General features: G+C 41.8%; 13 protein-coding genes. 9 read left to right on the top strand and 4 right to left on the bottom strand.

Going from position 1 to position 12,969, the window contains the following annotated elements; all coding sequences use genetic code 11:
- Positions 1-19: 19 nt before the first annotated feature.
- The 4 genes from DOT_RS03615 (at position 20) to DOT_RS30195 (ending at position 3,399) form a co-directional block, all read left to right on the top strand.
- The gene (locus DOT_RS03615; RefSeq protein WP_009614314.1) at positions 20-268 is read left to right on the top strand and encodes a hypothetical protein; all 249 of its coding nucleotides are present in this window, start codon (positions 20-22) and stop codon (positions 266-268) included.
- On the top strand, positions 265-2,082 hold the full coding sequence (locus DOT_RS03610; RefSeq protein WP_009614313.1) for a cobalamin-dependent protein: 1,818 nt from the start codon (positions 265-267) through the stop codon (positions 2,080-2,082). The genes DOT_RS03615 and DOT_RS03610 overlap by 4 nt, the downstream gene beginning before the upstream one ends.
- Entirely contained in the window at positions 2,079-3,164 is a 1,086-nt protein-coding gene (locus DOT_RS27655) for a hypothetical protein (protein WP_009614311.1), read from the top strand. Before DOT_RS03610 ends, DOT_RS27655 begins: the two co-directional genes overlap by 4 nt.
- Positions 3,165-3,246: 82 nt before the next feature.
- Entirely contained in the window at positions 3,247-3,399 is a 153-nt protein-coding gene (locus tag DOT_RS30195) for a hypothetical protein (RefSeq protein ID WP_009614310.1), read from the top strand.
- Positions 3,400-4,011: 612 nt separating this feature from the next.
- Here the strand turns inward: DOT_RS30195 and DOT_RS30190 are convergent.
- Entirely contained in the window at positions 4,012-4,176 is a 165-nt protein-coding gene (locus tag DOT_RS30190) for a hypothetical protein (RefSeq protein ID WP_009614306.1), read from the bottom strand.
- A 219-nt stretch (positions 4,177-4,395) separates the two neighbouring features.
- Between DOT_RS30190 and DOT_RS03600 the strand changes: the two genes are divergently transcribed.
- Positions 4,396-5,778, top strand: coding sequence for a hypothetical protein (locus tag DOT_RS03600; protein ID WP_009614304.1), 1,383 nt, complete (start codon positions 4,396-4,398; stop codon positions 5,776-5,778).
- 264 nt (positions 5,779-6,042) lie between these two features.
- A complete protein-coding gene (locus tag DOT_RS03595; protein WP_050809819.1) occupies positions 6,043-6,744 on the top strand; it encodes a TerC family protein in 702 nt (233 codons plus the stop codon).
- A gap of 296 nt (positions 6,745-7,040) precedes the next feature.
- Here DOT_RS03595 and DOT_RS03590 read toward each other — a convergent pair whose 3' ends face one another.
- Together DOT_RS03590 and DOT_RS03585 are read right to left on the bottom strand one after the other, a co-directional pair.
- Complete coding sequence (locus tag DOT_RS03590; protein WP_009614299.1) at positions 7,041-8,108, bottom strand: alanine racemase; 1,068 nt, start codon at positions 8,106-8,108, stop codon at positions 7,041-7,043.
- 199 nt (positions 8,109-8,307) lie between these two features.
- Entirely contained in the window at positions 8,308-8,493 is a 186-nt protein-coding gene (locus DOT_RS03585) for a hypothetical protein (protein WP_040411152.1), read from the bottom strand.
- A 601-nt stretch (positions 8,494-9,094) separates the two neighbouring features.
- Between DOT_RS03585 and DOT_RS03580 the strand changes: the two genes are divergently transcribed.
- The 3 genes from DOT_RS03580 (at position 9,095) to DOT_RS03570 (ending at position 12,374) form a co-directional block, all read left to right on the top strand.
- Positions 9,095-9,910, top strand: a complete 816-nt coding sequence (locus DOT_RS03580; RefSeq protein ID WP_009614296.1) for an N-acetylmuramoyl-L-alanine amidase — start codon at positions 9,095-9,097, stop codon at positions 9,908-9,910.
- A gap of 450 nt (positions 9,911-10,360) precedes the next feature.
- Positions 10,361-10,891: a DUF5714 domain-containing protein gene (locus DOT_RS03575; protein WP_242833761.1), complete on the top strand. Its 531-nt coding sequence runs from the start codon at positions 10,361-10,363 to the stop codon at positions 10,889-10,891.
- 220 nt (positions 10,892-11,111) lie between these two features.
- Positions 11,112-12,374 carry an ammonium transporter gene (locus DOT_RS03570; RefSeq protein WP_009614284.1) on the top strand — a complete coding sequence of 421 codons (1,263 nt, stop codon included), beginning with the start codon at positions 11,112-11,114 and terminating at the stop codon, positions 12,372-12,374.
- On the opposite strand, the gene DOT_RS03565 is transcribed toward DOT_RS03570, so the two are convergent.
- The gene (locus tag DOT_RS03565) at positions 12,371-12,709 is read right to left on the bottom strand and encodes a P-II family nitrogen regulator (protein ID WP_009614282.1); all 339 of its coding nucleotides are present in this window, start codon (positions 12,707-12,709) and stop codon (positions 12,371-12,373) included. The two genes, DOT_RS03570 and DOT_RS03565, sit on opposite strands and share 4 nt — an antisense overlap.
- Between the last annotated feature and the right edge of the window lie 260 nt (positions 12,710-12,969).

Raw genomic sequence — 12,969 nt, 5'->3', positions numbered from 1 at the left:
CAGCAGGAGGGGATGACTCGTGCCTAGGATTCTGGATCGGATTATGGATGGACTTGATATTGAAACATTCATCGTCTGCAGTAGTGAAGAGGAAGGCCGTAAACTGATCATCCAATTGTTGAAAGATTGGGGATTTAACGATGTAGACATCGTCTTCAGCCAATTCCAAGGCCCAGGATCACGGATTCGTGCCAGGGCGTATGTCCACCGTTCAGGGGACTATTATGGCTGGTTAAAACCGCTGGACAAGGAGGATTCGATGTCATGAACAAACAGAAAATTATGTTAATTCCGCTTGATCCCGTTCATGATGTTGGTTTGAAAATGGTCCGCCGGGGATTGGAAGAAGCAGGGCATGAGACGATCCTTCTGCCTCCCGATTTGCCAGTGGAAGAAGTTATTCAGGAGATTGCCAAGTCCAGCGTGAACACTGTCTTAGTGAGCCGTACCTTAGGTTACGGAGTAGCGGAAATTCTAGCCCGTTTTGTTGACCTGCTCGATGCAGCAGGCATCCGAGAGCGAGTCAAGGTTGGCATTGGTGGGATGGCCATTCGACCTGAGCTGGCGGCTGAGCTTGGGTTTGATGCCGGGTTCGGTCCAGGTACCACTGTGGAGGAAGCTGTGGCCTTTGTTGAGGACAGGGAATATGTTGAAGCCAAACAGCGGACGATTAAACATAAGACGGACTTTACCATAGGCTATAGTTACGCTTATCGTCATCAAGGGATAAAAGAAAAACTCGATCGGATCACCGACATGATTTTGACTTGGGCTCAAGGCAAAACCTCCCCCGGTGTACGGCGGGCTGAAATCAGGGATGAGCTTTGGGATGTTCATCGCTGGCGTGATTATGAGCCGATGGCGAAGTTCGAGCGAGAGTATGTTAAGCACAGCGACGAGATGGTGCGTAACTTCTATGAGAACGGAGTCTTGCATTCCAAGACCCGGCGCTTTAGCAAGGAAGAGGTGGTAGGTCTCGAGGATTATGTCGCTCGGACAATAGAGACCATGAAAGTTCCGCAGCTTTCGGCACGGGCGAAACCCCTTGTTTTCAACCAATATGGTACAGGCTGTCCGTTTATGGATATTGGTCATATTAAGGTTAGTGAAGCTTGGGGTGCTGATGGTGTTGTGCATTTCGATCCTTCCTGGGGAGCGCGCACGGAAGGGCTTTTAGATGGTTTCTTGACCCATGAAGAGGATGGAACGGTTCTGACTCCGGCTAATCTTAACCGAATCAAACGAGCCTTGGAAGAAAGCACTCTGTGGCAGATTAGGGCTCACCGCGGTCTGAATACTCCGGAAACTGTAGTACTTGCCGGGAAGATTGGCGCAGATTTGACCAAGATCAATATCTGTTACGGCTCTCTTGGGGCCGGCACTGATCCCGCCCGTCTTACTGTTGACGCAATCGCAGCCATCCGTTTTGCAGTCAAATATGGTATGCCGTTTGATGTCGTGACAAACGAAGAATTGTGTGGTGTTCCCGCCTTTAAGGCCTTTGCCGGAATGTTAATCACGGCTGCCTTAGGCGTTCGCCTAGGCGGCAAACCAATTCTACAGCCACTTTTCTGCAAGTCGCCAGAGGTTATGGTGGGCGGGCAAATGACTGACAATTACGTAGAGTTTAATGCCGCCAAAATAATGGCTCTCAAGGAAATTGTCGAGGCTCCGATCTGGCCGGGTGCTCCAGTTGGCTTCTTAACTCAGACGGAAGACAGAGTACAATCATCGGCCAGTACAGCTATGCATGCAGTTTTGGCATCAATGCTAGAAGTTGATGCCGTTACAATTGCCTCAGCTGATGAGGCTTATTCTGGTGGTCCCATTACCGTGCCTTCTAAAATAGACACCTTGAGAGCAGTGGCAGAAGCCTTACGATTCTATGGCCATACAACGATTGCCCAGACGAAACAGATGGAAATTTGGCGTGACGAAATTGTAACGGGTATTGATAAAGTTTTGACAGATGTTGTGGCTAAGGGTGATTTTGTCCAGGCCCTGTACGATGGTGTTTTGGGCAGCCGAGAAGACGGTGCCTATCCAGGACGCAGCGGCAGGGACACTGTCGTAAAACAATGAGTCACAGGCAGTTAATACTGGGAATTTCCGGAACTGCTAAAAATACGGGCAAAACAACAACCACAATTTCTTTGCTCAATTATTTCACTTTGCAAAGAATTAATTTGGGCCTGACTAGTATTGGGTACGACGGAGAATCCGTGGACAATGTCACAGGATTGCCCAAACCTCGTTTATTTGTTCCCCGTGGCGTTTTAGTGGTGACCGCCGCACGTTGTCTGGAAGTTAGCAGCGCTAAGCTCAGCGTGATCGAGACTCTCCCTATTCCGACGCCATTGGGGAAATTGGTATGTGCTAAAGTGGAAAGGGAAGGGTTGGTCGTCACCGCAGGGCCAAATCAGACCCGACATCTGCGTACAGTTCGTGAATGGTTATACCGTCACGGTGCTGAATTAATCATTGTGGACGGAGCCTTAAATAGGATGGCACCGATGGTTGAAACCGACGGACTTATTCTGGCCACTGGTGCCTCGTATAAGCCTGACAGTCAACAGGTCGCTTTCGATGCTCAGTATCTAGCTGAAGCTTGTAACTACCTGCCCGTGACTCAGGATCTCGTCCGAGAAGGGTTATTAAATGCGGGCACTACGGTAGTATGGGGAAAGAATCATAAAATTCTAGCCGCAACGACTCAATCGTTACTTGAACCAGGTGAGCTTGAGCCTTTGGAACGAGTTGCACAACAGGCAGTAGGGCTTTATTGCCCTGGTTTAATCACTCCATCGTGTCTGAGGCGATTGATGGAGATTCCTTTTGCTTCAGTAATGCTCTGGGTACTGCAAGATCCGACCAAGATTTTGATCCCCAATGAACCCAGTCTTATTCATGAGTTTTTACTTAAGATAAGGGAAGCGGGAAGTTCAGTCGTTTATCGCAATCCTTTGCCTTTGTTGGCCATCACTGTGAATCCGTTTTACCCTCAGTACCGGTACGAAACAAATAATTACGAGCCGGCCTATGTCGAACGTTCAGAGCTGAAAGAGCTAGTTGCTAAAGCGGCTAAAATCCCTGTATTTGATGTTGTCCAAGACGATTGTTTGGGATTGGCTAGCGTTATCTTAGCCTGTGGTTGTTTGAAATGAGGAAGTTTTTACCGGGCATTTTATTATTTACTGTGAGGGATAATAGTTATGTTGTTCAAGGATTTTGAAGGAGGGTAATGCAATGGGATACAATAAGTTTGAGACAACAAATGTGACCAAAAAACCTACTGTGGGAGCCGTAACAAACGGTGTCCAAAATAATACCATCACTGATACTGAAATGACCCAGCGCGGTTCAGAACGTGCATCTGAAGTTGTTACTGTTGTTGATTAGAGGCATTGAAAAAGCAAAGTTGCTAAGTTCAAAATGGGGCGTAAGAAAATTTACGCCCCTAGTCTATTTATTGTGTATTTACAATCTACTAAACCCATTGACGCCATATTCAAAAAGATAACTAAGCATTGTCAGAATAAAGTCGGTATGAAATGATAAAAAGGGATAAATAAAGATAAAATAAGAAATTTATCGAATAAGCGAGCTTAACACTGCCCAAAGACTGTTATAACCAAATTCACCGGAAAATCAGCGATTGTGCAATATAATAAAAGTGCATATACTTTAGCTAATTACTGCTCATCTGTGATGAGTAGTAATCTGTATTATGATAACTGAATTTATTTTATTTTTAGTTATCATAAAAAAATGATCGAGTTAAAATAACTAAAAATGAAAGGAGGAGATTGTGGTAGAATCTTATAAACAGGTTTTTTAGTGAACCCTTTGGTTGCCAAGACTGTTGTTAATTTTAAATTAACTAGAAAATGGAGATGGTGTATTACAATAAAATTAAAACGCCTAAAACACTTGGTCTTAGGCGTTTGTGTAACCCATTAAAATGATTCGGTCACTCCAGACTACGAATCATCGAGCTTAGCGAGTTTTTCCTTAAACTGGATTAAGCCCATGGCTTATTAATGCTACGTCTTCTCCTTGGTCATGATCGATGATGACTTGCTCAAAAGCTATTCTATTTTCATCTACAACTTCCAAGTTACCTAAATTCTTGTTGACAAGATCATCTACTTGCTGTTTTAACTCTACCAATTTCATAGTTATACCTCCTTAGCATTAATCTCACTAATAAAATGGCAATAAATAAGCGAATCTATACTTGCAACAACAATTTTTTCAAAAACCTGATTCGGAAGTTGTGCTTATTGAAGTTTCAATTTATTTATGAAGTATAATCTGGAAAGCAAAGTTCGAATAAATTGTCTTCTCGAAGTAAAAACTATTTGTGTGATAAGAATGTTAAGGAGGAGAGTATACATGCCAGTAACGTTAACATCAGTTCATTGGTTATTCCTTTTTTGGGTATTGGTCGTAATCGTTGTCATGGCCCTTCGGAAAGATCCTCTAATTCCTTGTATACTTGGATTACTGACTGTCGGATTTGCAGTCAAACATACTATTGTAGGTGCAGTTACGACCGTCTATAATGCTTTAATTGTTGCAGGTAATGAATTTTGGGGAATTATTGTAGTAATTTCCTTAATTGTAGCTTTATCAAAATTATTGAGTGACACAGGATCCGATTACTTAGTTATGAGACCTGCAGCCAAACTAATGGTAAATGCGGATATTGCCTTTTGGGTGTTAGGTTTTTCGATGTTGTTTGCATCATGGTTTTTCTGGCCATCTCCTGCTACGGCTTTAATTGGAGCGGTAATGCTTCCTGTAGCAGTTAGAGCGGGACTTCCGGTTATGGGTGCGGCAGTGGCTATGAACTTATTTGGTCATGGGATAGGCTTGTCAACAGACTATATTATTCAAGGAGCTCCGACAATTACTGCGAAAGCAGCTGGTTTCACTGACCCTGGTCCGATCATGTCTGCTAGTGTACCATTAATTATTACCATGGGTCTTGTTACCACAATTACTGCATTTATCATGATAAAGAAGGATATGAAAAAGAACCCGGAAGCATTGAGGCTTGAGCGTGATGCTTTTTTATCTAAAGAAGTAACGAGAGATCTTGATTGGGTATCGTATTTCTTAGCTACAGTTACTCCATTAGCCTTCTTAGCTGATATTATCGCAATGTGGGTTTTGCAGCTTAGAGGTGGAGATGCAACCGCTCTTTTGGGAGCTACAGCAGTTTTAATTTTAGCAGTAGGCACCATGCTAAAGTACGGTTGGGAAGGACTAGAGAAAACTACTGACTATATCAGAGATGGATTTATATTTGGTATCAAGATTTTTGCACCAGTAATTATTATCGCAGGATTCTTCTTCCTTGGTAAAGGTGATTTAGCCAAATCTATTCTCAGTTTAGATACGGCAACAGGGTATTTAGAAGACTTCGGTATTGCTCTTTCTCAAGCTGTTCCATTGAATAAGGTCTTTGTTGCTATTGTAAATTTAATTACTGGTATGGTGGTCGGTCTCGATGGCTCTGGATTCTCGCCATTACCTTTGGTGGGTAGTGTTGCAGCGACTTTTAGTAAAGCAATAGCCGTTGATAAGGCAACTTTGGCTGCCTTAGGGCAAATCGCAGGAGTGTGGACTGGTGGCGGTACAATTATTCCTTGGGGCTTAATCCCCGTTGCAGCAATTGCAGGAGTTAATCCTATTGAACTTGCTAGAAAAAATTTCTTCCCTGTTATGTTAGGATTAGCGGCAACTACTATCGTGGCTATATTGATAATGTAGTTTTCATTTACTAACGTTGCATACAATTCATGATCATTTCTCAATTTATGGTGTACAAGATCAACTATTCAACTCGTCCGACTTGTGATGTATATTGAAAGGCATATCCAAGTTGGACGAGCTCATATAATGAAGATACATTTGCCAAGGCTAATCATCCATCGCAATCCGGCAGTACTTCTTAGATTTCTTGTCGATTTAGAGAAATGTAACTGAAGTTGCAGATATCCAAAGCGTTTTGCAAACGTGAAGAGAGGGAGGATTATGATGGTTTTATTAGTAACACTATTAAGTATTTTTGCCGTAAATATTCTATTAAGTGGTGATAACGCGCTCGTCATTGCTCTAGCCAGTCGAGAACTACCTCCCAAACATCAAAAAATGGCTATTTTATTGGGAAGTGGTGGAGCAGTTGTTTTGAGGATTATTTTAACGTTTATTGCTGTATATTTACTGCAAATACCATTTCTGAAGTTAATCGGAGGATTGCTTCTTTTCTGGATCGCTGTAAAATTGATAGCTGATGAAGAAAGTAATGGGGAAATTGAAGCAAAGGACAGTCTATGGGGTGCTGTCCAAACGATCATAGTCGCCGATTTAGTGATGAGTCTGGACAATGTTGTAGCAATTGCCGGAGTAGCTAATGGAAATATGATTTTGATAATTGTAGGCTTAGTAATGAGTATACCAATTGTTATCTGGGGAAGCAAATTAATCAGCCTTTTGATGAAAAGGTGGCCAATAACTATTATAATTGGTGCAGGGATTTTGGGTTGGACTGCAGGAGAAATGGCCATTTCAGATAAAAAGATTGAACCGTTTTTAAGTGCCTTTAACTGGACATCGTGGATAATTCCGCTGGCTTTTGCGGTGACTGTTATTTTGGTAGGTGTTTTTATTTCTAGAAGAACTAATAAGCAAGATGAGGCTTTTCATGCTGGCAGCGGTAGACATCATTCAGCCTAACCAAAGTGGTGTTGTAAAATACGAATTCTTTGAGATTTTTGCCTCACACAAAGTGTGAGGCTTTTTTGTACTAGTCAGAAAGTATAAACTTCGTTTGTATACTGCAAGAATGCTAATTCGTGCGAAGACAGTGTCTTCGTCTGGAAGCATAAGTGCAACTAAGGCGGCCGCCTGCGCAAAGCTGCGAGAAGGGTAATTCGTGCGAAGACAGTGTCTTCGGGCGCCAGCCAAGTTTTCTTTATAACCATCATTAGAAAGGAGTCGTATTTAATAGACTCCTTTCTGACTCAAGAAAATTAGAATGATTTGCCCCGTCCGATTGGCATTACTATTTCCAGAATGCCGTTACGAAAACCGTGAATTTTATCATAAAGATTAATAGTTGTGCAGCCGTGAGCAGGATAGAGACTGATTTCATCCCCGATGTTTCCGGCTATGGGTTGGCCGTTCACATGGCGTAAAATTCCGTATTCATCTCCGATGCATTGATAAACCCAGTCGGAATGTCCGATGATTTCCGGTGGGCCATAATCGGTACTGATTGCTTTGCTTCCAGCGTCAACGATTAGTCGCTCAGCCGATGGTTTACTGATTATAGTTGTTACAATTTTTAGAGCAGGTGCAAAAAAAAGGCCCATAATTTTACTATAAGTAGCGTCCATTGTGGCATAAGTTCCGGGCTGAATTTCAGTCATTCCTTCAATTTTCCCAGTGATCAGGGTTGTTCCGGTTCCACCGCCGGTCACGATTTTGGCTGGATAGCCTGCTTCTGCGACTGCTTTGACGACGTTCATTAGGTTAGCATTGGCTTCCTCGACTTGAGTGGTCCGTTCATCTTCGTTGGGGTGGAGTACCAAGTGGCCTTCATAACCTTGAAAACCTAAGAAAGTGAGCTTGGGGTGTTGATTTATCAACTTTATCAAGTCAATTATGGCCGTTAAATTACCTGGATCTATTCCACATCGGTTCTGACCAATATTAATCTCAATCAAAACTCCCAGCTTGACAGGCGATTCTGCTAAAGCAGCACTAAGCTGGGTGACCTGATAGGGATCGTCAACTACTACTTTCAAGTCAGCATGACGGGCTAGGCCAGCTAAGAGCGATAATTTACCAGTGCCAACGATCTCTCTAGAGATCAAAATATCCTTAAGTCCATTATTTACGGCTATTTCTGCTTCCCCTAGTGTTGCACAGGTAATTCCAATAGCTCCGGCAGCTATTTGCTTCTGAGCTATAAGGGGTGATTTATGAGTTTTAAAGTGGGGTCTTAAATTTATTTCCAATCTGCTGGTTATGTCTGCCATAGTTCCAATATTTTTTTCTAGATAGTCCATATCAATTACTGCATACGGAGTTAACATAATATTTCATTCCTTTCTTTGACAAGAACGATAACCAGAAAGTAAAGTTGTTTAAAGTGTTGTAATGCTAGCAAAGCTACTAAAGCTACTACTTCTAAGCGAATTAATGAGCGAAACCACGTTAAAGGCGGCTTCGCTCTTTCTTCTTTGGAATATACACTAAGAGTAACTACGTATTGATTATAATTAAAGAAGAGTTTTATTCAGTGCCCTTTGTTTGGTCATCCTCGTTCCAGAATGCACCACCTGGTCTTAGTGCCTCATTGCTAAGTATCTCCATTTCTCCTTCGCGAAGCGCAGTGTCAAAAAAATGTTCAATTGTGATACCTAGTTTATTACAAACATAGGTGAGACGGAGACGTTTTTCATCTGAGACGGGAATCATAAGATATTGCACATTCAAAAAATATCACCTCTAATTATACAAGATTCTACGAGAAAAAGGAATTTCCTGCACGAAAATTAGCGAAAGAACCTCTTATAAATTTATGATAAGTCAGCTTGTCTGTCCTCGTACTGCGAGAATATTCCGACATAATTTTATTTTTTAGGCATAGATGCGCCTTATTTCTATTCTATAATACTAAAAATTGCAAGAAATGTGGTCTAAAATGGAACACATCTGCAGAGTAAAGTGTATCATACTAAATCAGACTAAAATGAAACTAAACTATGACAATCGAAAAAACGAATAAAAAGGGAATCTTTACGAACGTATAGCGGCTTCTAATGAGTTAGAAGTAGAGTTGTGGATAAAATATCAACGCATTTGATTATTGGCATCAATCTTGCAGTATCATAGTTCAAGTTCAATACTCTTTCTGAATTATTTCTTATACTCTCAATCCTCAAATCTCTTTCCTCTTGGCCCGCCAGAAATGGTTGGGCCTTTTTTCTATTTTCTATAAAACGCCAATCGTTTCAACAACTGTTAATGGTAACCCTGTCCAATCACTCTGAATATATAGAGAAGAAGGGGGATTAACATGAAAGTTTGTCTCGATCCTGGGCATGGTGGTTATGACCCAGGTGCTGTTGGTAACGGTTTGCAAGAAAAAGACATTACGCTGGATGTATGTCTCAAACTAAAACCGATGCTTGAGAACAACGGTATAAGTACAATCTTAACTCGTGATGGTGACTATGCTCCTGGTCACTTAGAAGGAGATCTTAATAGCGAACTTATGGCTCGTGTGGACATTGCTGAGAAGAACACGGTTGACTTGTTTGTGGCAATTCATGTTAACTCCGGTATGGGAACCGGGGAAGAAGTTTTAGTCATCGGTTTAGGTGGGCAAGCGGAAAAAGCAGCCAACCAGGTTTTGCCTTATCTTGTTGAAATAGGAAATTGGGCGAATCGAGGAGTAAAAACACAGAATGTTTTGGTGCTCAAGGAAACAAGCATGCCCGCAATTCTCACTGAAAATGGATTTATCGACACTGCAATGGATGCAGTGAAGCTAAGGGATCCTGATTTCCGTAAGGCGCTTGCGGTCGCTCATACTAAAGGAATTTGCGATTTCTTTGGGATCCAATATAAGGAAGGAGATAAAGATATGTTAGAAGTAGCAGTTTTATTATACACTAAAGAGGATTATTGGGCAGGGACAGATGTAGCTGCTAAGAACGATAATTGTGCAATCTTCATACGACCTGCTGATCATTCAGTACCGAAGGAGGCCATGAACGCTAAAAAATTAATCATTATTGGCGGACCGACAGCAAGCCATCCAAATGAAGTTTTACTCTCAGGATACAATAAATACGATACGGCTGCAGCGGTTGCAAAGTATCTAAGTTAAGTTTAAGCAGGCAAATAGCCTGCTTTTAATTTTGACCATTTGGTACGGTACATCACAAAAAGAGGATCGAACATGTTAGAATTAATTTAGTGAGTGATCATGGTTCCCAATCTTAGTAGTGCTACCTGTTCGGATTCCATTAATATAAATCAGACAATAAAGAAGGAGGGAGAAGTAGTGTTGGATTTTGTCAATAAACCAGTGGCAACATCCGGTTGCTGAGAATCTTCATCGAGTGCCGGGTTGCACTCCGAGGCAAAGGTAGAACAGACTAATACGGAAAATTGCCAAGTCTGTGGGAGTCAGTTGGACTATTTTAGTAAGGGCAAAGAGCTAGCATGCTACGATTGTGGCAAAATGGAGACAGGCAACATTTGTTGTTCAAACGGACATTACGTTTGCGATGATTGCCACGGGAAAGGTTGTTTCGAGATCGTTAGAGACTATGTATTGAAAAGTCGGACTGCAAACCCCCTGGAAATTGCTGAAATCCTTATGGGGTATAAGGACAAAGTACCCATGTTGGGCTGTGAAAATGCTTGGGTAGCTGCAGGTGCCTTAATCTCAGCTATTAGAAACGAAGGAAGTTATACGGTGACCGACGATCAAGTTGTGGAAGTATTAAACAGAACTAAACGGCAAGCTATTGGCGGTTACTGTGGTTTGACGGGAGTGTGTGGCATAGCACCAGCAATCGGGGCTTGTTTCAGTGTTGTCTTAAATGCAGCTTGCCCAAAGGATCAGGAAACTGCTCAAACGATGCGAGTTGTCGCTAAAATAGTGAGTGTAATTGCAAGTGAAACTGGCCCGTGTTGTTGTAAAAACTTTGTGAGGCAGTCTTTACAAGAAGCAACCTATCTTGTTAAGGAGATTTTGAATGTGGCTTTAGAAAACAACCAGCAACAACTAAGCTGCACAGATATTGAAAGGCACCCTCATGGGTGCCGTAAAGAGAAATGCGCATATTTTAAAGAAAAGTAAAAAGGGAAACTATAGAGAAAATATTTTAATCACGTGCATCTACTAATTGCAACTTGTATACTGTATTATGCTTGAGAACTCTAGACATATTAGTCTCGGGAAACTATAATTAGATTACTTGTAGCAATCAAGTAGAGCAACGGAGCTCTGAAAAGCGTTTTAAGTTATTTAACTACGCTTTTTAGAGTTTCGTTTTTTTTATGAAAAAAGGGGGAATATTATGACGGTTTTAAACCCAGGGGATGTTTCTTTTGTATTCTTATGTACTATCTTGGTCTTTCTAATGACGCCTGGACTTGCCTTATTCTATGGAGGAATGGTCAGAAAGAGAAATGTTCTGTCTATTATGATGCAAAGTTTTGCTGCCATAGGTGTGGTCACGGTAATTTGGGTACTCTTTGGATACTCTTTAGCTTTTGGACCAGACCACGGTCATTTAATAGGTAGCTTTGATTGGACGGCACTTAAAGGTGTTGGACTTTCGCCTAACCCGGATTATGCACCGACTATTCCACATTTGTTATTTTTCTTGTTCCAACTGATGTTTGCGATTATAACACCGGCGGTTATCAGCGGAGCAACTGCTGAAAGAATGCGCTTTCCTGCATTTATTCTGTTCATAATCTTTTGGAGTACCTTTGTATATATACCACTGGCTCATTGGGTTTGGGGAGTCGGTGGATGGCTACGTAACCTTGGTGTTATGGATTTCGCCGGTGGTTCTGTTGTAGAAATGGCTTCTGGCGTGTCGGGTTTGGTTGCGGCGTTTGTGGTAGGCAAACGATTAAAAGTTGGATACGAGTGGAACATCCCACATCATATGCCAAACGTACTTTTTGGAGGCGGATTGTTGTGGTTTGGCTGGTTTGGCTTTAACGCAGGAGGGGCGATGGGAGCAAATGGCGTGGCAGTGCTTGCTCTTGCGACAACTCAGATAGCTGGAGCTGCTGGTATGATAGGGTGGTCTCTATTCGAATGGCTTCATCGTCGCCAAATAACAGTTTTTGGTGCTGTTAGCGGCATTATTGCTGCGTTGGTAGCAATAACACCGGCAGCAGGATATGTCTCAACGGGTAGTTCGCTCCTTATCGGGTTTATCGCCGGAGGAGTGTGTTATTTAGCTGTAAGTGTTCTTAAGGCCAAGCTGGGATATGACGATGCTTTGGATGTCTTTGGGATCCATGGTATCGGAGGGACCTGGGGTACGATAGCTACAGGGATTTTCGCGGATCTAAGTCTTAATCCACAAGGTAAAAATGGTTTGATTAATGGAGGAGGAATCCACCCTGTTTTAATCCAACTACTTGCAGTTGTCGCAACGTACTTATTTACAGGTATAATGACATATTTAGTTTTGAAGGCAATAGCTATATTTACTCCACTTCGTGCAACGGATGATGAGCAAGTTAATGGATTAGATTTAACTCAACATAGGGAGACCGCCTATCCGGACTTTGAGCTTAGCGAGAGCATTTCTATTTAAACAGCATCGTCTCCGCGTTCACCTGTTCTGATACGAATCGTATCCATTACATCAAATACAAAAATTTTACCATCGCCAAATTTTCCGGTTTTTGAGGTATTAGTAATGACAGAAATGACCTCATCAACTTTTTCGTTAGAAATAACTACTTCAAGTTTGATCTTTGGTAAAAGCTTTGTCACGATTTCTTGACCACGGTAAATTTGAGTGTATCCTTTCTGATTTCCAAAGCCCAAAACATTAGACACAGTCATCCCTTTTACACCAATGTCAGATAGAGCGTCCTTAACATCATTGAGTTTTTCTGGCCTAATAATTGCCTCGATTTTTTTCATAGAATACCGCCTTTAATTTCTAAGATTTAATGTTAATACTGACAATATTTGAAAAGAATTAGAAAAATCCTTTTCAAAATTATGTATACTCCTTTATATTATATCAGAAAGCTTTCTTTGATGAAATCCTTTCTAAGAAAAAGCCGGGCTTATGCCCGGCTTTGAGGAGTTTTTTTCTTGAACGGAGAGTTCTTCCCTCTGTCTGGTTTCCCTGTTTGCGTTTTGTCTGCCCCTTTATTTGACATATCAAAGTACCTCCT

Source organism: Desulfosporosinus sp. OT, assembly GCF_000224515.1.
GTDB lineage: Bacteria > Bacillota > Desulfitobacteriia > Desulfitobacteriales > Desulfitobacteriaceae > Desulfosporosinus.
This window is presented reverse-complemented; position numbering and strand designations above follow the sequence as displayed.

Excerpts from the sequence above, each read along its gene's own strand:
- DOT_RS03610 (WP_009614313.1), top strand. The coding sequence starts at position 265 with ATGAACAAACAGAAAATTATGTTAATTCCGCTTGATCCCGTTCATGAT.
- DOT_RS27655 (WP_009614311.1), top strand. The coding sequence starts at position 2,079 with ATGAGTCACAGGCAGTTAATACTGGGAATTTCCGGAACTGCTAAAAAT.
- DOT_RS30195 (WP_009614310.1), top strand. The coding sequence starts at position 3,247 with ATGGGATACAATAAGTTTGAGACAACAAATGTGACCAAAAAACCTACT.
- DOT_RS30190 (WP_009614306.1), bottom strand. The coding sequence starts at position 4,176 with ATGAAATTGGTAGAGTTAAAACAGCAAGTAGATGATCTTGTCAACAAG.
- DOT_RS03600 (WP_009614304.1), top strand. The coding sequence starts at position 4,396 with ATGCCAGTAACGTTAACATCAGTTCATTGGTTATTCCTTTTTTGGGTA.
- DOT_RS03595 (WP_050809819.1), top strand. The coding sequence starts at position 6,043 with ATGATGGTTTTATTAGTAACACTATTAAGTATTTTTGCCGTAAATATT.
- DOT_RS03590 (WP_009614299.1), bottom strand. The coding sequence starts at position 8,108 with ATGTTAACTCCGTATGCAGTAATTGATATGGACTATCTAGAAAAAAAT.
- DOT_RS03585 (WP_040411152.1), bottom strand. The coding sequence starts at position 8,493 with ATGATTCCCGTCTCAGATGAAAAACGTCTCCGTCTCACCTATGTTTGT.
- DOT_RS03580 (WP_009614296.1), top strand. The coding sequence starts at position 9,095 with ATGAAAGTTTGTCTCGATCCTGGGCATGGTGGTTATGACCCAGGTGCT.
- DOT_RS03570 (WP_009614284.1), top strand. The coding sequence starts at position 11,112 with ATGACGGTTTTAAACCCAGGGGATGTTTCTTTTGTATTCTTATGTACT.
- DOT_RS03565 (WP_009614282.1), bottom strand. The coding sequence starts at position 12,709 with ATGAAAAAAATCGAGGCAATTATTAGGCCAGAAAAACTCAATGATGTT.